A 23,247-nucleotide genomic window follows, 5' to 3' on the forward strand; every position below is an offset into this window, starting at 1 on the left:
ATTACTGAATTGGTCTATTTAAAATTATTAATATTTTTTCTCTATTTTCGTGCCAAAAATTAGGAGCAAAAACGTGACTCATCCTTTCCCACAACCAGAGATTCAACCGTTTGAACGTTTACATCCTACGGATGGTTTACTCATCAATGCTGAACGTTGGAGTAAAGCTCATGAATATCATCGTCTGCGGCAAAATACCCATTATCAAAGTTTAAATCAACCTGGAATTGTCTGTGGTTTAGGTGTGCGTTCAATTCCTGCACCGCGTCAAGTAGAAGCAAAATATCGAGATGGACGTTGGCTACAAATTCAGCCGGGAATTGCTATTGATGTCATGGGCAATTTAATAGTTGTGACTGCATCTTATGATTTTCCCATTGATTTAGAAGTAGCTAGTTCTGAACCACTCACGATTTACTTAGTAGTCAGCTATGTAGATCCTGATGAACTGCGGCGAGGACAGCAAAGAGATATTGTGCAAGAAACCTATCGTATTGACCAAAAAAATTCAACACCAGAAGCTTCGGAAATCGAAATTTGCCGCATACTTTTGGAACCAGGACAAAATGTAATTAGTCAAGCAGCAGATGCTTTTTATCCTGGTTATAACAATATTGATTTACGCTATCGTCGTTATGCACAGGCGCGTCCTCAAGCTTTAGTGAGAATAGCACAAGTTTCTCACGGTGAGGATGGTGAATATGCCCGGAATTTTTTCAATCTTGCTTACTTACTACAATCAGTTGAAGCTTTATATCCACGTTTACGCGGTGCTGATGAACCTAGTGAAGTGCCGTTATCAGAAAATATTCAAGAATATGATTTACTTTATCTGACAGGTAAAGAGTCACTATTTTTAAATGATTTTGAATTTAATGCACTCAAAAATTATTTAAACTTAGGCGGTATATTATTAATTGATGCTCCATTAGATGCTAATAACTTAATTGAAAGTACTCATGCCTTAGCTCAACAATTAGAAACTCCGTTAAAACCATTAACAGAGTTACAAAGAAGTCATCCATTGCGAACCAAGCCTTTCTTATTTTCAGCTTTACCCATTATCAACCAGCAGCTAATTCAATTATTTTTAGGAGGGGGAATAATTTTAATAGTTGGTGATTTAGCCTCTGCTTGGGGAATAGATAGAGAATTTAATTTACCCAGGTTAACTATTCGCACAGCACAGGAATTAGGAATTAATATATTGAACTATGCTTGGAAGCGGCGACAGTTGTTAGGGTTGCAACAAGAGGATAATTTAGGGAAGTGGTAGTATCCCAAAGGGCGCAAGGTCTTGCGCCCTTACAAGCCCACTGTATTTATTAGATGAAATTATTAACTTGCATTATTTGAATTTATTTCATTCCTGGTATTGTTCTGCACATCTCTCATCAGAGATTCTAAATCGCTATTATTATTACCACCTCTGCTTAATAATTTCTTGATTTGATTGGTAATTGAATTCATCTCTTTAGCTAACCATCTACCTAGGTTATTGATAAAGTTCTTCAACTTTTCAAACATACCTAATTCCATAGTTAAATATTCATTGCCACGCGGATAGACAACCTTACCCTTTTCGGTTTCATAATATTCTCCTTCTGGCATCAGCATAGATTTTAGTGGTTTTTCTTGCCTTGCCATGTCAGCTTCAGTGCGTTTATTGCTCAGGAATAAAACATCATATACTTTGTTGTTCCAAGTAGCCCAATAATGATTTTGGAAAAACCACCGTTTCCCGTTATCACAATTGCGTTTTCTGCCTTGATATAAAGTTTCAGGAGCTTCACTTAAAAAAGGTTTCTTAATTTGTTCAATGGCAACATTCTGAATGCCGAAATATTCTTGGGCTACTGTTTGGAAAGCTTCAGCTAATGTCTTACAATCTCCTTCTCTGGTTCCTTTTAATAGAGTTACACCTTGCTTGTAAGTCATGGTGTATTTGAATGATATATTTTTAAAATTGTTCAAGAGTTGATCAAGTATTTTTTCCTGTGGTAAAGTGTCATCTATTCCATGAACTAATTCTTTGGCTACTGCATAGTTACTGAGAAACGTTTGTTTTGGGTCAGAGGCGTTACTGTTTGCGCCTTCAGCATTACTTTTTTGATTTTGTTCAGTTGTAGTTTGTGATGTCTCTTGTTTTTGGATAGTTTTTTGATTAATTTGGTTAACTACAGTAGCTGCAACTTGATCAGCTTGCTGCTCGTTTTTGTCTCCTGGTTGAGCGATCGCTAACTTTGCCTGTACAATTGGCGACGGCATTCTGTCAGGATGATGCAGCGCGATTTTCTCTAAGTTATGACCAAAACCAGACCCTTGTTCAACTCGCCTTTGCAATACGTCATTCATCTTGGCTTGTAATAAGGTCAGTTGTGTCTGTCCTTCTGGGGTAATAGTGCCATGTTTAGCTTGAATTGCTAATTTTGTCGCCTCAAGTTGCTGCTGTTGAAATTCTTGATTTTCAACTTCCGTTTGCGAAAGCGGCGTATTTGTCTGCTGTTGCGTTTTGTGCTTCAATGGTTGCGATTGAAACTGAGCCTCTTCTGACACAGTAGCGGATGAGTCAGCCTTTTGAAGAATGTGCTGCCGTTGTTTCATCGCTAACCTCACAAATCAACAAGGTAATTAATTAAAATCTTATTATCTCACTCAGCTATAGGTAAGTTTTTCGACTTTAGTCTAGTTTTTGAGGTTTGCTGACCAGTGTTTTTTGGCGATCGCATCAAGGCGATCGCTCTCGACTAAAGTATAAAGTCATAAGCTATTATCCTTTCTTCTCAAACCCAACCGCCGATTTCTGCTTCTGTCAGCGATTTCTCTAACTTGGCATATTCTGTACGCGCTGCTCGTAATAAATGTTTCATTTGTACTGCTTCTTCGGCATCAGCAGCAAGGAAGGCAGCATTTAAGGCTATGTTGCGAATATTACCCCCTGCTACACTTAATTGTGATAACTTCTTCGCATCTAAGCCATCAGTAGGAGTGTTAGTTGGGTAAACGCGCCGCCAAATTTCGGCGCGTTGCGCTGCATCAGGGAAGGGAAACTGCACTACAAAACGAATGCGTCGTTGAAAAGCTGTATCTATGGAACTCTTGAGGTTGGTTGTCATAATTGCCAAGCCGGGATAGCTTTCCATTCTTTGCAATAGATAGCTCACTTCGATGTTGGCGTAACGGTCATGGCTATCTTTAACTTCGCTACGTTTACCAAATAAAGCGTCTGCTTCGTCAAATAACAAGATAACTCCACCTTCTTCGGCAGCATCAAATACCCGACGCAGGTTTTTTTCAGTTTCTCCAATATATTTACTAACTACTGATGACAAATCAATTCTGTATAGGTCAAGGTGCAATTCCTGGGCTAAGACTTCCGCCGCTAGGGTCTTACCTGTACCACTAGACCCAGCAAATAAGGCACTAATCCCTAACCCACGGCTATTTTTCGCAGCAAATCCCCAATTTTGATACACAGTAGCGCGTTGACGCACATGAGCGGCAATTTCTCGCAACATTTCTGCTTGGGCTGGGGGTAATACTAAATCCTCCCAGGTGGCGGTGGGGGGAATGCGTTGGGCTAGTTCATCTAAGTGAGGACGGGCTTGCTTACGACAAGCATCCCAGATGATTTGACCTACATCTTGTTCCTGTCCTGTAGTTAATTGTCCTAAAGCTTCTGCACAAGCAGCACGAATAGTGTTGGGGCTGAGGTTGAATTGAGTGGCTAATTTTTTCACTTGCCCATTTAATTGGGGCTGTATTTGGGCTAAACTGCTTTGCCAGAGTAAGCTTTGCTCTTCAATGGTGGGTTTGTGAATATCAAAACTGACTATAGGGCGTTGTTGTATTGATACTCTTTCTCGACTAGTGACAAACACTAAACCTTTGATGCGTTCGAGAAAACGTCCAATAGTATGTGTACGAGCTAAATCTGTCAGGTCAATTTTGTCACAGTCTATTAGTAAAGCACTGTTACTTAAAATCGACTCTCGCTCCCACAGCCGTGAGAGGGTTTCCATCTCTGCGGGTGCAGATGGCACAACTTGAACTGGCATAATGTGTAGTGTCACACCTAGCATTTTACAGACTGTGGTGGCGATCGCTCGCTTACTTGTCGGCTCGATGCCACATAGCTGTAAGATAGGTAACTTTTCTGTCTGGGATGACTGCATCCAGACGGCGGCTATTTGCTCGGCTATTTGCTGTTGGGAGTGGACTAATTCTCCTACTTCTGGTACAGGTTCGACAATTCCTGTTAGTCTTTCATCAATGTATTGTCTACCAATCAAATAGTGTAAGATTCGCTCATCAATCCGTAGAGGGCTAAGAGTTAAAGCTCTACCCTCACCTAACTCAATTAACCGCCAATATCGTAATTTAGCATCAGGAGCGATCGCATCCCAATGGGGATTAGGCAACGCGGCTAGAGCTAAACTTAAACTCGGATATGCTCTTTGTGTGTCTCCCTGAGCTAAACCACATAAAGCTGCAAAATCGCCATAAAACTCCATACAGGCGCACATCAGTAGTATATCCCTCTCAAACTGGGATAACCCGAATAGCTGACATATCCGCTCTAATAACGGTGGTGCTGTCATAGCCGCCATTGCAGCTTGTAAAGCTTGTTGTTTGTCCTGTTGTGCTTGAGATGTAGATGGCTGCGTTTTGTGTGCATATCTTTCAATCACATCACGTACCATACCTAAAGCAGCTAATAAGTAGCGTTCATTGGCCTCATGCCAATTGTGATTAACTGTTGTCGCATTCATGGAATTGTTACCTGTGGCGAATGGTACTCACCTGCTGGATTTGTTTCTAATGGACTAGCTGCACCGTCTACCTGTACTCTGACAAGATAAGTTCCTGGTTTGATATTTTTTGCAGTAATACTCATCACGTCTGTATCTGCTTGAGGTGACGGCACAACAATAGATTGGGCTAAAGTATGAGGACTAGATATTTCATTAAGTAGCAAAATTACTCGTTGGGTTTTAGCAAGTTTGGGATAAAACTTAACAGAGATTTCTACTGAACGGAAATCTGCGGTACTCTCTACCACCTGATGCGATATTACTAAAATTTTGGGATGTATAATCAAAGCCGCTACATTAGATATTAAATTTTCTTTGTGTCCGGCATTAGCCATAGTTAAATGCACAACTTGTATAGGTTGCACTCCGGCAGACAAATCATCTGGTAACTTCAAGCTAATTTGCGTTTCTTTAATATCTTCGGGTACTAATAGTTTTTCATTATGACCCAATCGAATACGGGTGATTTCACCGCGCAAGCGTTTACCGCGAATGATGACTATGCTACCTGCAAAAATTAAGGGCTGTGTCTGTTTTAGTGCTGTAACTTGCTCAATACTTGGTTCACTCCAAAGTCCTGTGTAACCATCTTCTGATTGATTTACGTTTTGACTATCAATTAATACCATCGAAACCTGATAACTAGCTGATGGTCGATAATGGGTTTGTAAGGCAGACCAGACTTTAGAATTGTCTTCCATGCTCAAAAATTCTGGCGAAAGTTTAATCTGCCCAATTTGTTCAGCCAACTTAGATATAGATACGCCAGCTAAAGCTTGTGAGAGACTGGTAGTATTGCTTTTTGAGGCGTTTTTTAAGGCATTTTCGATGAGTTCCGAGGTGATAACCGTGTTGGTGTGCAGTAATTGCATAGCATAACCTAGCAGCAGTTCTGCCTGGAAATCTTTAGCCCCATAAGCGGTTAATAAATAGTGTAAGTCTAAAGCTAGTGGTGGATTTAGAGAACGTTGACTTTTATTAACTTGTGAGTGCTTGTTCCGCAAATCTTGAGATACCCAATCAACGTTGCGATTCTGCGTCACATGATAGAGAAAGAAGTTGAGTTGCGCCCGCTCATCAGTTCCCACTTTAATTACGTCAGGTGGTAAGGCTGTAACCATAACATCACCAACGCTGGCAGTAATAGAGTCATTAACTAAACCATTTTCTAGCAAATCTTTTAGCACTGCTGTCACAGCAACTATAGAAAGCGCGTTACTCATCATCATCCTTGACGCACCTGCACAGATTAATCATAGACCCTACCAGATTTCACCAATACTTTTTGCTAAAAATTTAACATTCAAGTTAGTAGCAATCACAGTAATTTACCTATGAACTTATAATTTAACTGGTAAAAAATTACTCCTATATAAATAAAAAATAGTTTTGAAAACTTAGTAGGAGAACTCTAAGCCATAACCGGACACGAAACCAGCTAAAAGCAGAACAAGATAGTTAGAACAAATTGGATGTATAGGAATCCGGTTTGATTACTGAACATACTTGTGTAGTCAGGCAATAGGCAATAGGCAATAGGCAATAGGAAAGAAGGAATAAAGGTATACTGAGTTTTTTTCAGAAATCAAATATGAGTCCTATATAAACTCTTTTGGAGTTTCTAAATATTTTTTTGAGAAAAAATTTTAATTATTTATTAAATCTTCTTATTAAAACTATAAATTCGGCTTGACTTAGGTAATGATAGAAGATGAAAATCAAGTTAAGTGAAACTTTATCAGTATTATATCATTCAATATTTATTACAATTAATATTCTTTTTGTTAGCAATTTAGTAACTAAAATTAAACATAGGATGGCTGTTATCAGATGAACTCCCAACCTTCTTCAAATTATTGGAATGGACACTATATAGGTGAGAATCAGCGATACCGAATAGAAAAACCTTTGGCTGCTGGTGGTATGGGAGAAGTCTTATTGGCGACCGATACCCGTATTGGTCAGCAGGTGGTGTTGAAATTACTCAAAGATACTCTGGTAGCATCCCAAGAAATGAGAAAACGCTTTGAACGCGAGGTGGCAGTTTGTGCAGCGTTACAGAGTGACCATATTGTCAGAATTAGTGATTGCGGGGTGACTCCAGAAGGATATCCATTTTATGTAATGGAATATTTGCGCGGTCAAACATTGCGACAATTATTGCTGCGCGAACGGCGATTATCTGTGGAACGAACGGGGAAAATTATCTCTCAAGTTTGTCAGGGTTTACAGATGGCGCATCAAGGGGTGACTTTGCAAAAAGATGGAGGCCATGAACATATTCGGGTAATCCATCGTGACCTAAAACCAGACAATATCTTCCTGGTGCCTACAGATTTGGGAGAGTGGGTGAAGATTTTAGATTTTGGTGTCGCTAAAATCCGGAATGATTCTTCTGAACAGACAAATATAACTAGTACTTTTATCGGCACATTTCGCTATGCTGCACCTGAGCAGATCCAAAACAAGCAAAATCTAGATGCTAGGGCAGATATTTATAGTTTAGGAATCATTCTGTATGAAATGTTAAGTGGAGCAGATCCTTTTGGGTTCAGCACTAAGGGTAGTAATGTTAGTGAGGCTTCTTGGGTTTTAGCCCATGCCTATGAACCACCGACACCTTTGCGATCGCAACCCGGATGTGAGCAATTATCATCTGAAATAGAAGCGGTAGTATTAAAATGTCTACACAAAAACCCCGATAATCGCTTTGCATCGGTAGCCGAACTAAATCTAGCTTTGCAAACAGCAGCCCGTCTCGCTACAGCAAGTAACGCCACTGCACAGCCTGAACAAAATTTGGCTCACCCACAACCTAATTTCGGTCAGGAAACAGTTCTCCGACCACTACAGCCAGCCCAACCAGAATCACCTGTATATAATCAAAATTTAAATAACGAAACAGTTCCGCGACCACTACAGCCAGCCCAACCAGAACCCCCTGTATACAATCAAGCTTTAAATAACGAAACAGTTCCGCGACCACTACAGCCAGTCCAACCAGAACTACCTGAAGGGACAATTTTTCAACTACGTCCTTCAGCAAGTTCGGCTGGAAATAACGATACAGTTCCCCGCCCGCTACAGCCCTCAGAACCAGACCAACCTGAGGGGACAATCATGCAACTACGTCCTTCAGCTAGTCCTGGTGGGAATAACGACACAGTTCCCCGTCCGCTACAGCCCTCAGAACCAGACAAGCCTGAGGGAACAATCATGCAACTACGTCCTTCAGCTAGTCCTGGTGGGAATAACGACACAGTTCCCCGTCCGCTACAGCCCTCAGAACCAGACAAACCTGAAGGGACAATTTTCCAACTACGTCCTTCAGCTAGTCCTGGTGGGAATAACGAAACAGTTCCCCGACCACTACAGCCCTCAGAACCCGACAAACCTGAAGGGACAATTTTCCAACTACGTCCTTCAGCAAGTTCGGCGGGGAATAATGACACCGTTCCCCGCCCACTACAGCCACCCCAACCCGACCAACCTGAGGGAACAATCTTACAAATACGTTCTTCATCTAAGCCAGAATCTCATCAAAACTCCGCAAATTGGCAAAATAACAATCAGCCAACTAGCAATCCGGAAAATACGCTATATCAGCAAAGACCTACTGATTATCAAAGTATAAATAACACACAAGATAACACCATATTTCAACCAAGAACACACAAAGTAGTTGAATCAAAAAATGCTCCTATTTTTGGACGAAATCTTTGGGTTGGGATAGCAGTTGTCCTAGCTTTTTTTGCAGGAATGTTAATCTTTCAGTTACAAAGCAATCAGAGTTCTCAAGATCAGCCTAGTGTACAGGACTCAAGCCAAAATTAGAGGCTAGGGGCTAGATAGGAGATGTGAGGAATGGCTATAGACTGTAACCTATGAGCAAAACAGGGTTAGTGGTGCTTGGTGTGGGGGGAGCAAGCTGTGTTTTGTACACCCTGCCCCAATACGATTCGGATTAAGCATTTTGAACTCAGAATTGGTTTGGGGAAAAGGTTAAAGGGTAAGGGTTAAAGGTTTTTTCTTCCCCTTTCCCCTTCGCCTTTCCCCTTTAACCGAACCTTATTGCACCCTGCCGTAGCCAACTGGAAGCCGCCACTGATTTTTCCCTACACCCTACACCCAACCCCCCACACCCTTCTTCTTGACTAAATTATCGACAAAAGTCTAATTACCTTTAAATGGTGAGTCCAGATATTCTAGATGCATCTGGATTAATACCAGCCTCACACTTTCATGCTTATCTCTGTTGTTCAAACATTAGCAGAAATTCTAGCTGGAGGAACTTCACTTACCAGTACTGAGCAAATTGACTTTAATCATCCTAGCCATCGCAGGGAAGAGGGTGCAGGCCCGACGCTTAACTTGTATGTTTACGACTTACGCGAGAGTAAACAAATACAGCATTCCGGTAGGCAAGTGGAACGCAAGTTGAACAACAGTCTGCAACCTTCAACGGTCAATTGGTCACCTAGTTGGTTTGATGTCTCTATATTATTAACAGCTTGGGATAGAACTGCTTTAGGCGAGCATCACTTGTTAAGTGAAGCTTTGAATGTGTTGTTACGTCATCGGTCTTTGCAAGAGGATTTTTTAGTTCCAGAATTGCGGGGTTATGGCAATTTGTCGATGACTGTTGCTCTTGATCCAACAATTGAGATCGGCTCTTTATGGAGTGCGCTCAATGTACCCTTACGGGCTGGTTTGTATTTGACGGTGACAATACCCTTCGAGCCACAACCGCTTCCAGTTCCATTGGTGTCGGAAAGAATTTTCAATTTACAAAACCAATTTCATGCTAATGGTAATACCTCCGTTGCTACTAAACGAGTAGCGATCGCTGGAATTGTGAAAAGCGCAGTAGCTAACAGACCGTTGGTGGATGCAAGAGTCTCTGTCTTAACAACTGAAAAATCTGTAGTTAGCAATCAAGAAGGGCTGTTCTTTTTTGAAAATCTGCGTATAGGCAATTATGTTTTGACAGTCAATTGTCCTGGCTATTTATCCCAGAATGTCAATGTCTTGGTCGATAGTCAAGGTTATACCTTCAAAGAAATCTTATTAACTCCTGAATAAATTTAGGTTGCTTTTATGGCTAGACTTGATTACTTTGCCCCTGGTGTTTATATAGAAGAAATTGACCGTGGGAGCCGACCAATCGAAGGTGTGAGTACGGCGATCGCTGGTTTTGTCGGTTTTACAGAAGACATTCGTGATGGGGCTGAGTTATTCAAGCCCATGTTAGTTACTAATTGGACGCAATATCTCAACTACTTTGCTCGTCCTAATTCGGATGGATTCACCGACTTTAACGCTTACTTACCTTTTTCTGTCTATGGCTATTTTATGAATGGTGGTGGTCGTTGTTGGGTCACTAGCATCGGTACTCAGTTACCCGGCGCACCCAAGCCACCAAATCCAGAACCAGCCACTTTGAGAATTACTGGTAGAGGCAATCGTCCTGCACTACGTTTGACTTTACGCCCTGAACAAGCAGCAGGCGGAGCAGTCAATGTATTGATTATCGATGGTGGGCCTCGTGCTTTACCAGAAGGGACAGAAGGGGAAGCCCCTCCTAACACGGGTGAGTATTTTACTGTGCAGATTCGTCGTGGAGATGAGGTGCTTGAACAGTACGAGAACTTAACCATGAATCGTGAAGCTCAAGCCCAAGTTGCAACTTATGCAGTCACTGCTTTGCGAAACTCTATGTATGTCATTGCAGAAGACGTTTCTCAAAGTGGACAGCCACTATCACGCCGTCCAACGAATGGTCAATACGAACTAGCACCACCGATTGTCCCGGCTTCAGTTGATAGATTGTACAGCGACTTGGAAGGGGTACGTGATGATCGGACAGGGGTACGGGGGATTTTTGAAATTGATGAAATCACCATGCTGGCTTGTCCTGATTTAATGCGGGCATATCAAGCAGATGTTTTAAACTTGGATCAAGTCCACGGCATCATGGAACTGATGATCAGTATGTGCGAAGGTTCAGCCAGTGGTGATATTCCCAATCCACCTAACCGCATGGTTTTGCTTGATTCTCCTCCCGAATGTGCCAAACCCCAGCAGGTAGTGGAATGGTTGAATAGGTTTAACCGTCGTTCTATGTTTGCCGCCCTGTATTATCCTTGGATTAAAGTTGCTAATCCACGCGATCGCGGTAATCCGATTCTTATACCTCCCTGTGGACATATGATGGGAGTTTGGGCGCGTACCGATGAAACCAGAGGTGTCTACAAAGCCCCAGCCAATGAAGTACCTAGAGGCGTAATTGGTTTAGGTTACGAAACCAACTTCCGCGAACAAGAACTATTAAACCCCTTGGGAATTAACTGTATTCGCACCTTCCCCAATCGTGGTATTCGCATTTGGGGTGCTAGAACCCTCGTTGAACCAGATAAAACCGAGTGGCGTTATATCAGCGTCCGTCGATTGATTAGTTATATCGAAAAATCTATTGAACTAGGTACTCAGTGGGTAGTATTTGAACCCAACGACGAAGATTTATGGGCGCGTGTCAGACGTACTGTTAGTAACTTCCTAGAAAGAATTTGGCGGGAAGGCGCATTATTTGGTGCTAGTCCACAGCAAGCATTCTATGTGAAGTGCGACGAAGAACTCAATCCACCAGAAACTAGAATCTTAGGTCGTCTGTATATTGAAGTTGGAGTTTGTCCCGTTAGACCTGCGGAGTTTGTCATCTTCCGCGTTAGCCAATGGAATGGCATCGAAGATGAACAGTAGCAGAAGCAATCTTGAACTTTTTTCTCTCACTTATTGCACAGGAGTTTAAACCACTATGCCAGGCGAATTTTTAACGGCGTGTAAATTTTACTTTGAAGCCGACGGAGTTACTGATAAATTTATCAAAGAGATTAGTGGATTAGGGGTTGAAAGCACACCAGCACAAGATGTACATGGTTCATCTAAGTCTGGTAAAATCATGCGTCAAGCAACACCGACAGTTGTAAAATTTACAAATATTACACTTAAGGTTATAGCTACTGATGATGTAGACCTGTACCAATGGTATCAAAAATGTAACGAAGATATGGGAGATCCCAGACAGTGGTCGCAAAATCGTAAAACTGGTTCCGTAGTTGCATACGACCAGCAAGGCAGTGAAAAAGCACGCTGGAACATTGTTAACTGTTATCCCTGTAAATATACTGGCCCTACCTTAACTGCATCTGGTGGAGATATGGCCAATGAAACTATTGAGTTGGTTCACGAAGGCGTTAAACGTGTCAAATAATTTAGTTTAAGCAGCAATTAACAGTGCCACAAACAGCAGGTCAAGTTCCAGAAATTCTCACAGCCCATCGGTTCTACCTAGCTTTGACTCTAGATGGTCAACAAGATAATATTGATGGCTTCTTTTTGGAGTGTCAAGGCTTTAAAAGAACTCAAGATGCGATTGAAATTGCTGAAGTCACCTCCAATAAATGGGGTAAATCAGATAAAGGTCAAGTCGTCAGAACCAAAATTCCCGGAAATATTAAGAGTGGTAATATCACTCTCAAGAGAGGTATGACCAATTCTCTAACTATCTGGAAGTGGTTTGAAGCCGTTCAAGAAGGTAAATGGGCTGATCAACGTAAAAACGCTTCTTTGAGTATCTATGACCAAGCAGGCGTAGAACAAGCAAGATTTGAGTTAGCTGGTGCTTGGCCTGCTAGTTATAAAATAGCCGATTTCAGCGCTCGTAGTAGCGACATAGAAATCGAAGAAATCGAAGTTGCTTTCGAGGAATTTAAGCGGGTGAAATAGTCAGTTAACAGTTATCAGTTGACAGTTGTTAGTAGTTTTATTCTCATCTGCTTCCTTGTCTTCCCCCTACTCCCCACTCTCCCAAATATGTTTCCCACAGAGTTTGAATTTACACTTCCTAAAGGTTATTTTGACTCAGAAGGTAATCTTCACCGCCAAGGTGTCATGCGTTTATCAACAGCTATAGATGAGATTGCACCTATGCGTGATCCTCGTGTCAAAGCTAATCCTGCTTATGCCACAATTATTATTTTGTCGCGTGTGATTACTCGTTTAGGCGCTTTATCTGAGGTGAGTCCAGCGATAGTAGAAAACTTTTTTGCCCAAGATTTAAATTATCTTCAAGACTTTTACCGTCATATCAATGGCTTAGAAGCAGAAACTAACCTCCCAGAACAGAAGGTAAGTCCCTCTGAGCCACTTCTGCAAAATTAAATTAACTAGATAATAACTACCTCAAAGCAGAAATATACAAACTGCTCCTTTATTTATGAATTTGGAATTTCAAACTAAACAAACTTATATCATTTCACGAAATAAATGATACAAATAATTTCTCCTCTGCTCCCCTGCTGCCTATTTGTATCAAACTTAAAATGAAACGGTATTACCTATGCCACGTAAACAGGATTATCTCTGGACTGAATTTGACTTCACTCTGCCGCGAGGTTTGATTGATAGTCAAAACCATGTACATCGTCATGGCAAAATGCGCCTAGCAACGGCTAAAGATGAAATCTTGGTACAAAAAGAACGCCAAGTGCAAGAAACTCCTGGTTACGGTGCTTTGGTCATGTTATCTCGTGTAATCACACGTTTAGGGAGTTTAAATTCTGTTAGCCCCAATCTCCTTGAAGGACTACTTTTACATGACATTGCCTATTTAAGAGAATTTTACAATCGAATTAATCAGCAAGGTAATACACATATACCTACTTTGTGTCCCCACTGCAATACGCAGTTTTCTGTCGAATTAACCCTAGCGGGGGAGTCATAAGCTACCCCTCTGATACTTTATATGAGGAGGTAGCTTTTATTGCTTATCATTTCCATTGGTCGCAAGATGATATTTTAAATTTAGAACACAATTACCGTCAGCGATGGGTAACAGAAATTAATAAAATTAACCAAAAATTAATATGAAAGTCAAAATAACATATTTACCCGCACCAAATGAGGTAAATGAATTTGATTTAGTAGTAGCAACTACACCAAAAGGAGAGTGCGTCATCGGTCGTTCTCCTGATTGTGACTTACCTCTAGAAAGCGCAGATGTTAGCCGTATACATGGTAAGTTTTTTGTTCAAGGTGGTAATTACTATTACTGTGATACTGGTAGTAGGAATGGTTCAATAATTAATAATAAATTAGTCGAAAAACATCAGCCATATATTTTAAAGCATGGTGATTCTATTCAAATCGGAGATTACATTCTGCTGATGGAAGGGATTACACCTGCGGCTGAACAATTACCAGAAACAGTATTTAGAGTAATAGATCCTGCACTATTTTCTAGGCCAATATCAGACAATTTTAATGTTGCTAGCATTAGTAATGAAGCATCAGAGGTAGTTAACGAATCTACAAAAGAAGTTGTCAGCAAACCTGAAGAGGAAATTGCAGTCCCTGAAGTTCCAGCACCAGCAATTGTTGATGCTGTCTCCTCAGAAAACCAAGAAATAATCACTGCATCTGAACCTCCAGTTGTAGGAGAAGTAACTTTTGTACAACCACAGGATATTACTACTGAAGAACCAGACATAATTGGGAGTGACGAAAATCTAGATTTAAGTTCTGCAATTGCGGAAGAAAGAACCTTTGTGCAGCCTCGCGATCTAGCACAACCATCACCATCAGTCAGTTATTTGTCTACAAGCGATGATAGTCAAGATGTAGATTTAGGTACAAACATTTTACAAGAATACACTATCGTACAGCCTCGTGATTTGGCAATTCTAGAATCTCCAACTGGTAGTGATGAAAATGTAGAGGTGGTAACAGCTGAAGATAGTAATGTAGAAACCTCAGAAGTTGTTACAGAATCTAATACAGTGACAGAAGACAACCCCACTGAAATAGAAGATTCTGTTAGCACACCGCCAGAAGATGTTTGTCATATAGATGCAGTAACAATAGAACCAAATATTGAAGCATTCTCAGAATTGCAGACTGAAGCCGTAACCTTAGCTGAGGATAATATTCAGACTCAAAGCGAAGTTATAGAAGTTTCGCACAGCGACTCTAGTGATTTAAGTACTACTAGCCTAGAAGAAATAGGTGAGGAAGCAACAACCGCAGATGTGACTGCTAGTACAGAAACTGTAGAACCAGAAACCGCTATTTCTACAGCAGAAGTAGGCGAGGAAGCAACAACCACAGATGTGACTGCTAGTACAGAAACTGTAGAACCAGAAACCGCTATTTCTACAGCAGAAGTAGACGAGGAAACAACAACCGCAGATGTGACTGCTAGTACAGAAACTGTAGAACCAGTCGCTATTTCTACAGCAGAAGTAGACGAGGAAGCAACAACCACAGATGTGACTGCTAGTACAGAAACTGTAGAACCAGTCGCTATTTCTACAGCAGAAGTAGACGAGGAAGCGACAACCACAGATGTGACTGCTAGTACAGAAACTGTAGAACCAGTCGCTATTTCTACAGCAGAAGTAGACGAGGAAGCGACAACCGCAGATGTGACTGCTAGTACAGAAACTGTAGAACCAGAAACCGCTACCTCTACAGCAGAAGTAGGCGATGCACCTGAGCTAGTTGAGCAACCACCTGAAGAAGCACTCGCTATTGGAAATGTAGAAGCAGATACTGAAAGCGAACCAAGTCAGATGACAATTCAAAAAAATATAGTTCTTATTGCTCACGAAAGCAAAAAATCAGAATTAGCTGAATTGGTTGCTAAAAATCAAGAATTTTTCTCTCAAAATCTGATACTTAGCTGGCCATCTGTCAGCGAAGTTTTAAAGCAACAGGCTGGTATTACTGTGAGTGAAGAAATTCCTTCACCAACATCTGGAGGATATCAAAAAATTAATTTGCTACTCAACTCTGGAGATGTGTTAGCAGTAATTTTCTTAAGAGATTTTCTTACACCTGCGCCTAGTCCTACTAATGAAGAAACTTTGTTGAGAACCTGTAATATCAATCAGGTGTTAGTGGCTACTAATTTGAAAACAGCAGAGGCAATTGTACATTATCTGAAAGACATTATAGAGTGATACTATTAACCCAAGCTGCTAGTTATGGGTGAGTGCGATCGCCTGATGTCTATTTCGGATAATTAGTGATCATTGTAGTACTAACGTTACTCCTTCCCAACCCTTAGCAAGGTGAAGCTTGGGGAGGGGTATTTCGATTTATAATTAAGTTTAACGACTAGGTAAAGCAGGCGTTACTTGAGGTATAGGGATGGGGAGAGTAGGAGTAGGTTGAGGTGGTTTGATAACTGCGATCGCAAATGCTCTATCTTGCGGAGTCTGCTTACCTGATTTATCAGTAACTTGCAACTTGATTGGGGATGGTAAAGCTTGATTGACTCTTAGTTCTTTAGAGCCAATTGGAGGTACATCACCAAAAGGCTCAAGCTTGACTTGAATATCTTCTCCCTCAACTCTCCAAGATAAAGTAGCTGTTGTTCCTTCTTTTAACTCCTGATTGGGTTGTTCACTACCATTAAGTGTGAAAGAAACTATTCTAAATGGTTTTGGTAATATCTCAATTGTTGATTCTGTCTTTTTAGCACTATTTCTGTCACTGCCGTTATTAGATAAAGCTTTGATCTGAAAAGTATATTTTCCAGCTTTTAAGGCTGGTATAGATATATTTTGGCATTCTAGTTGATTTTTATCTTGTATTTCTCTACATTGTTTCTGAAGTTGCGGATCAGCGATCGCACCTTGATTAAATTTATAAATAAACGGTTGACTTATCAATGTACCGTCTTCTGCATTTCCCGTTACTTGAACTTCTCTTAACAGCAAAAAGTTAGCAATTTGCCAACTTAAATTAATGCGATCGCCCTTCCCATACTGTAATTTATCAGTCTTAATACCTATAACTTGAGCAATTGGTTTTTCGCTAACTTCAACTTGAACAGATGGAGCTTCTGTTTGAGCAACTTGAGAAAATAACGGTAAACCTTGACGATAAAAGCCCTTCAACTCAAAATTATATTTTCCTTTAGTTGTTGCCCCTGTGTTAACATTCCTACAAGTAAGCTTTTTTCTTTGTTCTGTTACACAACTCTTAACTAATTCTTCTGGAATTCCATTTTTAAAATCATATATCGTAGATTTAACGGGTTGTTGACCTTTAACAGTTAACTCTAATTTTTGTAAATTTTGATAATTTTGAATCTGCCATCCCAATGTTACTTCTTGTCCTTCAATAATTTGCGAACTATTAGCAGCAAAATTGTCTAATTTTACCGGGTCTGGATGTAAAAGCCGCCAAACGATAAATCCTATCCCCCCCAATAAACCTATGCCAACCAAAAGTAATAGTAAAAACTGCCACAAAGGACGGGGTTTCCATACAAAACTTAGTTGAGTTAATGTATTAGCTACAGGTAAATTGTGTGTGTCGTGGATGTTAGGTTGAAAGTTAATTACTAACCCTCCGCCCAACCAAGGTCTACGCCACCAGGGTCTAGGTGTGACTGTTAAATAAACTGAAGAAGTCTTACTAGGTAATAACCTAATCTCACTAGGCTGAAATTTATAAGTATAAAGTGCTTCTTCATCTCGGCTTTCCAAGTTAAATGTCAGTTCTCGCACGACATTTCCTTGGTTAACTAATAATAATTCATACTTAGCAGGACTACGGCTGACTTGTGCCAAAATAGTTTGCACACTGACATCTAAACGATAAATTGTAGGAATTTGAATATAAACTAAATCTAACAGCACCAAGTCAGGAAAATTTTCGGAATGTAGGCGAATAGTAGGCGAATATATTCCAGCTAAAGTGTCTCTTGGTGGGTGAAATGTCAGTAAAATTTTGCCTTGAGAAGCAGGGTTGAGTCCCAGTGCTGCCACTTCAGATAATCCCACGCCCTCGAATCCAGTTGTGGGATAAATAATTGTAAACCAGTCCTCGTCTAAATCGGGACAAGTTAAGTGAAAACGGTCTACACGGTTAGAGCGGTTATCTACCGTTACTTCTACAGATAAAGAATTTTCATTAGCATTGAAAAGCAGAGCCTTATTAGTATTACTGCTAGGCTTGATTGCAAAAGTTGGATCGTTAGCTCGAATAACTGTTTGTTCTTTGAGCAGAACTTTAAGTTGCAGAGGAAAATTGATAGGCGTATCTTGAGGATAATGCTGAGGCGCATCTACAACTAAAGTATAATCATAGGTTCCTGGTAAAGCATCAACAGGAATTTGTAACTCAAATTGAACTTCATCGCTACTCTGTTGAGGTGCTATACCTAAGCTTGCTTGCGGAGGGCTAGACCAACCTGTGAGATTTTTAAACTCATCATCAAAAATAAAAGATAATTCAACAACTGCACTCTGCGTTCCCTGATTAATAACTACAACATAAAGTTTAATAGTATCTCCTGGCATTCCAAATTGAATTCCAGGTGGGTTGAGAATAATCTGCAATGGACTAGCTTGATTAGGCATACCGTCAAATCCCTTACTTGACGCGGTGTAGTTTGACTTGGGAATCTTCATCACCACTTACAATCATGTCACCTTTCAAGTCAACACTCTTAATTTTCTTAGGACTTTGGTAAATTGTTCGGCCTGTTGCTGCTTGAGTTTTGTCTAGCTTATATTGTTTGGTTAAATACCAAACAATAACTCGTCCATCATCTCCACCACTGACAAGAAAACCGCCATCTTCACTAAATTTAAGAGTTCGCACGGACATTTTTGAGCTTACTTGCCAACGATCTAATTGCAGACAATCAACTGTGGTAATTCCATTTTGAAGGCTAACATTTTTCACAGGTTGACATTGATTTAAATTCCAAGTAGTGATATTGCCCGCAGAGTCAGAAGTTGCTAAAATCTTTTCTGGCTTTTCTGGCGAGTTAGGTGCAAAAGCTAACCCCCAAATATAGTCTGTACGCCCTGTCCTTTCATCTATTTTGTCTAATGTTTGTACTGATAAATTCTGTAATTGATTATTAGAGTTACTGCTATTCAATGACCCTAATAAAAAACGCTTAAAGTTTCCTGCTATCACTAAAGTTTGATCATCTGGACTGAGAGTTAAAGTGCGAATTTCAAAAGGCAACTTGAATAAGTTTTGAATATCGATGACTTGCGGATTTGCCTGAAATTTACTGTTAGTAGATGTTCGTGACCATAGCCTTAATTTCCCACTCCCATAACCACTAAATAAAAACAATGAATTTTTAGTAAATGCTAAATCAAAGACTCTATCACCTTTAGCTTTTGGGTCTTCTTGGTCTATAAGTTCTTCTGTTTTTTCTCCTGTAGGTACATCTCTGAGTTCAATCACACCATTATCTAACCCAACGGCGACACGGTTATTTTCAACCGGCATGAAGTTTGCAACTTGTACCGGGTCATTGGTAATTGCTAACAGACCGTTGGGTTTGTGTTGGCGATCGCAAGCCACAGGTTGTTTACTATAGTAGATATTTGCTGGCTCTAAACTTTTGTTGTTAATGTTCCACAGTCTTAATGTGCAATCGTCTGAACCACTGAGAGCCGTTAACCCAATCCCATTAAAAGCTACGGAATTTACAGAACGAGTGTGCATAATTGGCTCTGGTTTGAATAGTAATGCTAAGAGCAAAGCTATGAGTCCCAAAACTGTGGCCTGTAACCATAAAGGAATAATTGGTAAGCTCTGTATTTCTATAGTCTGCGTTGCAGGATCTGTAGTACCCAAACGCTGATCAGATAATTCTGCTCTGGCTTCTAGTAGCAAAGTCTTGGCTAGTCCTACCCAAGGACGTTTTGTTTTGACATTGAGGATGAATTGGCTCGTTTCTCCTAAAGGCAAATTGACTATTGCTGGAATCGTTTTGTAACTACATTTGCGCCAGTCTCTACCCTGAATATTAATATTAACTCCTTGGTATAAGTTACTGGCATTTTTGAAGTTTAATTCAAAGGCTGTTGTATCAGATTTCCAATCAGGAACCCATCTATTTTTACTAGGAATTTTTTGTTGTTTTTGGGGAATATCAAATTTAATAAATCCTACGGGTAAAACTTCTAAATTACCTGTTGCACTGGCTGGATAACCATTATTACTTGTAGCTTCAATACTAAATGGATAGTTTTGGCTAGGTGATTGCACTACTGATGGAGGTTGGCATTCAAAGGTAACTTCTGTATAACCGCCTGGGTCTAAAGAAAACCGTCTTTCTAAGTTACCAACCAACCAAGAGGAATCCACACCGACAAAACGCAAGACAACATTAGTTGATTGTTGACTTAAATTCTTAACTCGTACTGGGATACTTACAGTATTACAAGGATAAACTTGGAACTCCCGGACAGGCAATTCTACACTTAAGAGGGTAGGTTGATGATCTCGCTCGATTTGCAGACGCAGCAATAGCCTACGTTCTTGTCCTAGTTGTGGTGAGAAAATTTTCACTGTTAGGTTAACAGTACCTACAAATCCAGGAATTGGAGTGTTGAAAATAAATACTTGAAAGTCTGTACTACTTCCAGGAGGTTTAGCAGCAGCAACTTCTGGTTCAAGCTTATACCAGTGATATTCGGGATTGCGTTGCTCTCCTGCGGCTGTAATTTCTATCTGAAAATTAGTAAATTGGCTGCTGTCATTGTTAACAGTTACTGTAAAAGACGCAGGAGTGGTACCTGGTCTAAATACGACATTTTGGGTAGACAGACTGGCATTTATTAAATTACTTTCCATTCTGTTAACTCCTTTCTGATTAGACTTGAGCGGACTAATTGGGGCTGCATCAATTTATTAATAGTTAGTATCAATATTCTCACCTTCCAGGCTCAAGCGATTTAATTCACATAAAGCGTAATTTGGCATAAATTTTGTTTCACGCAAAGGCGCGGAGAGATTATAACAAGGGTGTAAGTAATCGGGATATTCTCACTGCTAACTTGAACCACAAAGGCTTTTTATCATACTCAGAAAAATCTACTGCAATACAGGCAGATAAATCTGTTTTTAACATTTTCTCGACGCTGTTGACAAATTGAGAATCGATAATAAAACTCATAACTTCAAAGTTAAGAAAGAAGGAGCGATTATCGAGGTTGACTGTGCCAACTCCCGCCAAATCATTGTCAATAAGAAAAATTTTTTGATGCATAAATCCATGTTCGTAGCGATAAAACTTAATATCGATCGCTTTCATTTCGTTGTAGTAAGAGAAAGAACACAGATAAACAAATAAGTGATCGGGTCGGTTTGGTAAGATAATTCTGACATCGACACCACGCATCGCTGCTAGTTTTAAGGCTGTGAGGGTGGAATCGTCTGGGACAAAATAGGGAGTGGCTATCCAGAGGCGAGTTTGCGCTTGATTAATGGCATTAACGAAAAACATTTGGCAAGCTTTGTGTCTGTCTGCGGGGCCTGTAGGCAAGATTAATGCAGTTTGATTGGCTTCCCAATTGGCTTGTACTTGCCAGTTAACATCGATAACTTTGCGTGTAGCCCAATACCAATCTTGCAAAAAAGAACTTTGCAGACTTTGAACAGTTGGCCCTTGTAGTTTCATGTGGGTGTCACGCCAAGGACTCAGGCGGCGGTTTTTACCCACGTAATCATTACCAATATTTAAACCACCAGTAAATGCTATTTCACCATCGACAACTAAAATTTTGCGATGGTTGCGAAAATTAAGTTGGAAACGATTACCTCTACCTTTAGTAGTATGAAATGCACTTACTTGAATCAAATTTTGGCGTAGAGAGTTAATGTAAGAGCGAGGTAGTTTGTTAGAACCAATTTCATCGTAGAGAAAATATATGCGTATGCCTTGTTTTACTTTGGCAATTAAAGCTTCTCTAAATTTATTACCTGATTCGTCATCATCAACAATGTAAGATTGCAACAAGATATAGTTTTTTGCAGAAGCGATCGCACTTAACATTGCTGCATAAGTTTGCTGTCCATCAATTAATAATTCGGCTGCATTACCTGATGTAAAGGATATACCTGTAAATATTTCCCCTAAGATTTCTAGCGACTTTAATTTTTCTGGTACTGCAACCTGATATTTAGTAATTTCACTATAAGCTTGGTGAACTAATTTTTGGTGTTCGGCAAACACTGAACGCAGGGCTTCAGCATATCCATGAAATTTAGTTCTGCCTAAAATCCAGTATAAGGGGAGAGCTAACCAGGGAAATGTGATTAGAGAAATACTCCAGGCGATCGCACCACGTGAAGAACGCACAGTCATCACTGCATGGGCAGCATGGGCAATTCCCACAGCATGAACTACAACGGTAGCTGCACTAACAAAAGTGATGATGCTAATATCTACAAGCATCTTGATTTTTTACGTATCTACATAACTAAATTCTGCCAGCAATGGTTTGTGATCGGATGAAGAAATTTCGTCTAAAACCTTAGAACTAGTTGGTTTTTCTGTTAATCCTCGATAAAAAATATAGTCTAAGGGGGGTGACAATAAGAACCTTTTAATCTTTTTGCTTTCGTGAGGGGCAAATTCTACTGGTTTTAATCCCAATTTAGTTACAGCTTTGTCTAAAAATATTGCTCTTTGTCGATTCCATGTATTAAAATCACCTGCAAAGATAATCGGCCCGTGATGTGTAGATAATGCTAACTCTATTTCTTGTAATTGAGTTTTGAACTTATTTATATCTACAAAATTAATTAAATGACTATTAATAGTTAATAGTGTATTTTGTTGATGAGATAAGGTATATTCAGTAATTAGTGAAACTTTGGGAGTCTTAACAAGAGGTTCATAGTGTTGAGTAACTATGGCTTTTTTCGTCAAAGGACTGATGTTAGCTGCTGTTAAAATACCGGAATACGTTTGATGATGGGCATCAATAAAATTAGGAGCATAAGCCCAACTGAAGTTGTTAAACCCAATAATTTGTTCTACACCTACGCCCATACGAACTTCTTGGAAAAAGATTAAATCTGGCTGATACTGCCTCAGAATTCGGAAAAAATCTTTAAACCAAGGTTTATCAAAGTTATTTTTGGCAATATTCCAGTTTAAAACTTTAATAGAGTGAGGATTTAGTTCTGTTTGCAGTTCATGACTGTTACCAAGCGTGGATTCATGGGTGCGAATGAATCGATAAGAGGGAACAAACTGTCTGGCGAACGTAGCGATGTTTTCTTTGAAGTCAGACATGACTCAAATTTAACTAAACTTTATATAGCTTAACCCCTGATTTTTTGATTGCAGGGATGGGAAGTAAGATTTTAGTTAAATGATGCGGGTTGGAAGTCGAGCGATGCCTGCGGCGGGCTGCGCCAACGCCCTTTTATCTCGACAAGTCATGTTCTGAGGTTGAAGTTTCGTGTTCGGAAGTTGAGCGATCGCCTTATTCTCTCGACAAGTCGTGTTCTGAAGTCGGAGTTTCGTGTTCGGAAGTCGAGCGATGCCTGCGGCGGGCTGCACCAACGCCTTATTAAGTAATTGGACAGAATTAATTACACA

17 protein-coding genes are annotated in these 23,247 nt (G+C 40.2%); 10 read left to right on the forward strand and 7 right to left on the reverse strand.

Features of this window, described 5'->3' with window-relative positions; all coding sequences use genetic code 11:
• Window positions 1–73 precede the first annotated feature (73 nt).
• The gene (locus H6G76_RS19425; RefSeq protein WP_190704131.1) at window positions 74–1,276 is read left to right on the forward strand and encodes a DUF4159 domain-containing protein; all 1,203 of its coding nucleotides are present in this window, start codon (window positions 74–76) and stop codon (window positions 1,274–1,276) included.
• Between the two features lie 62 nt (window positions 1,277–1,338).
• On the opposite strand, the gene H6G76_RS19430 is transcribed toward H6G76_RS19425, so the two are convergent.
• The 3 genes from H6G76_RS19430 to H6G76_RS19440 form a co-directional block, all read right to left on the reverse strand.
• Complete coding sequence (locus tag H6G76_RS19430; RefSeq protein WP_190704135.1) at window positions 1,339–2,604, reverse strand: hypothetical protein; 1,266 nt, start codon at window positions 2,602–2,604, stop codon at window positions 1,339–1,341.
• Between the two features lie 179 nt (window positions 2,605–2,783).
• The gene (locus tag H6G76_RS19435; protein ID WP_190704138.1) at window positions 2,784–4,772 is read right to left on the reverse strand and encodes an ATP-binding protein; all 1,989 of its coding nucleotides are present in this window, start codon (window positions 4,770–4,772) and stop codon (window positions 2,784–2,786) included.
• Window positions 4,769–6,043: a DUF4255 domain-containing protein gene (locus tag H6G76_RS19440; RefSeq protein ID WP_242056461.1), complete on the reverse strand. Its 1,275-nt coding sequence runs from the start codon at window positions 6,041–6,043 to the stop codon at window positions 4,769–4,771. The genes H6G76_RS19435 and H6G76_RS19440 overlap by 4 nt, the downstream gene beginning before the upstream one ends.
• A 601-nt stretch (window positions 6,044–6,644) precedes the next feature.
• On the opposite strand from H6G76_RS19440, the gene H6G76_RS19445 reads away from it, so the two are divergent.
• From H6G76_RS19445 to H6G76_RS19480, 9 genes are all read left to right on the forward strand, one after another.
• A complete protein-coding gene (locus tag H6G76_RS19445) occupies window positions 6,645–8,648 on the forward strand; it encodes a serine/threonine-protein kinase (RefSeq protein WP_190704141.1) in 2,004 nt (667 codons plus the stop codon).
• 408 nt (window positions 8,649–9,056) lie between these two features.
• Window positions 9,057–9,896, forward strand: a complete 840-nt coding sequence (locus H6G76_RS19450; RefSeq protein ID WP_190704144.1) for a Pvc16 family protein — start codon at window positions 9,057–9,059, stop codon at window positions 9,894–9,896.
• A 15-nt stretch (window positions 9,897–9,911) separates the two neighbouring features.
• Window positions 9,912–11,573 (forward strand): phage tail sheath C-terminal domain-containing protein, encoded by a 1,662-nt coding sequence (locus tag H6G76_RS19455; RefSeq protein WP_190704147.1) that lies wholly within the window; start codon window positions 9,912–9,914, stop codon window positions 11,571–11,573.
• 55 nt (window positions 11,574–11,628) lie between these two features.
• Window positions 11,629–12,084 carry a phage tail protein gene (locus tag H6G76_RS19460; RefSeq protein WP_190704150.1) on the forward strand — a complete coding sequence of 152 codons (456 nt, stop codon included), beginning with the start codon at window positions 11,629–11,631 and terminating at the stop codon, window positions 12,082–12,084.
• Between the two features lie 23 nt (window positions 12,085–12,107).
• Window positions 12,108–12,599 (forward strand): phage tail protein, encoded by a 492-nt coding sequence (locus tag H6G76_RS19465; RefSeq protein ID WP_190704153.1) that lies wholly within the window; start codon window positions 12,108–12,110, stop codon window positions 12,597–12,599.
• Between the two features lie 87 nt (window positions 12,600–12,686).
• Window positions 12,687–13,034 carry a hypothetical protein gene (locus tag H6G76_RS19470; RefSeq protein WP_190704156.1) on the forward strand — a complete coding sequence of 116 codons (348 nt, stop codon included), beginning with the start codon at window positions 12,687–12,689 and terminating at the stop codon, window positions 13,032–13,034.
• 178 nt (window positions 13,035–13,212) lie between these two features.
• On the forward strand, window positions 13,213–13,596 hold the full coding sequence (locus tag H6G76_RS19475; RefSeq protein WP_190704160.1) for a phage tail assembly protein: 384 nt from the start codon (window positions 13,213–13,215) through the stop codon (window positions 13,594–13,596).
• On the forward strand, window positions 13,539–13,742 hold the full coding sequence (locus H6G76_RS38070; protein ID WP_313934801.1) for a DUF6760 family protein: 204 nt from the start codon (window positions 13,539–13,541) through the stop codon (window positions 13,740–13,742). Before H6G76_RS19475 ends, H6G76_RS38070 begins: the two co-directional genes overlap by 58 nt.
• The gene (locus H6G76_RS19480) at window positions 13,739–15,832 is read left to right on the forward strand and encodes an FHA domain-containing protein (RefSeq protein WP_190704163.1); all 2,094 of its coding nucleotides are present in this window, start codon (window positions 13,739–13,741) and stop codon (window positions 15,830–15,832) included. The genes H6G76_RS38070 and H6G76_RS19480 overlap by 4 nt, the downstream gene beginning before the upstream one ends.
• Before the next feature lie 150 nt (window positions 15,833–15,982).
• On the opposite strand, the gene H6G76_RS19485 is transcribed toward H6G76_RS19480, so the two are convergent.
• The 4 genes from H6G76_RS19485 to H6G76_RS19500 all read right to left on the reverse strand — a co-directional run bounded on the left by H6G76_RS19485 (window position 15,983) and on the right by H6G76_RS19500 (window position 22,938).
• Window positions 15,983–18,244 carry a hypothetical protein gene (locus tag H6G76_RS19485; protein WP_190704166.1) on the reverse strand — a complete coding sequence of 754 codons (2,262 nt, stop codon included), beginning with the start codon at window positions 18,242–18,244 and terminating at the stop codon, window positions 15,983–15,985.
• Between the two features lie 13 nt (window positions 18,245–18,257).
• Window positions 18,258–20,489, reverse strand: coding sequence for a hypothetical protein (locus H6G76_RS19490; protein ID WP_190704168.1), 2,232 nt, complete (start codon window positions 20,487–20,489; stop codon window positions 18,258–18,260).
• 160 nt (window positions 20,490–20,649) lie between these two features.
• The gene (gene cls, locus H6G76_RS19495; RefSeq protein WP_190704171.1) at window positions 20,650–22,092 is read right to left on the reverse strand and encodes a cardiolipin synthase; all 1,443 of its coding nucleotides are present in this window, start codon (window positions 22,090–22,092) and stop codon (window positions 20,650–20,652) included.
• A gap of 9 nt (window positions 22,093–22,101) precedes the next feature.
• Window positions 22,102–22,938, reverse strand: coding sequence for an endonuclease/exonuclease/phosphatase family protein (locus tag H6G76_RS19500; RefSeq protein WP_190704174.1), 837 nt, complete (start codon window positions 22,936–22,938; stop codon window positions 22,102–22,104).
• Between the last annotated feature and the right edge of the window lie 309 nt (window positions 22,939–23,247).

The sequence above is a fragment of the Nostoc sp. FACHB-152 genome (assembly GCF_014697475.1).
Taxonomy (GTDB): domain Bacteria; phylum Cyanobacteriota; class Cyanobacteriia; order Cyanobacteriales; family Nostocaceae; genus Nostoc_B.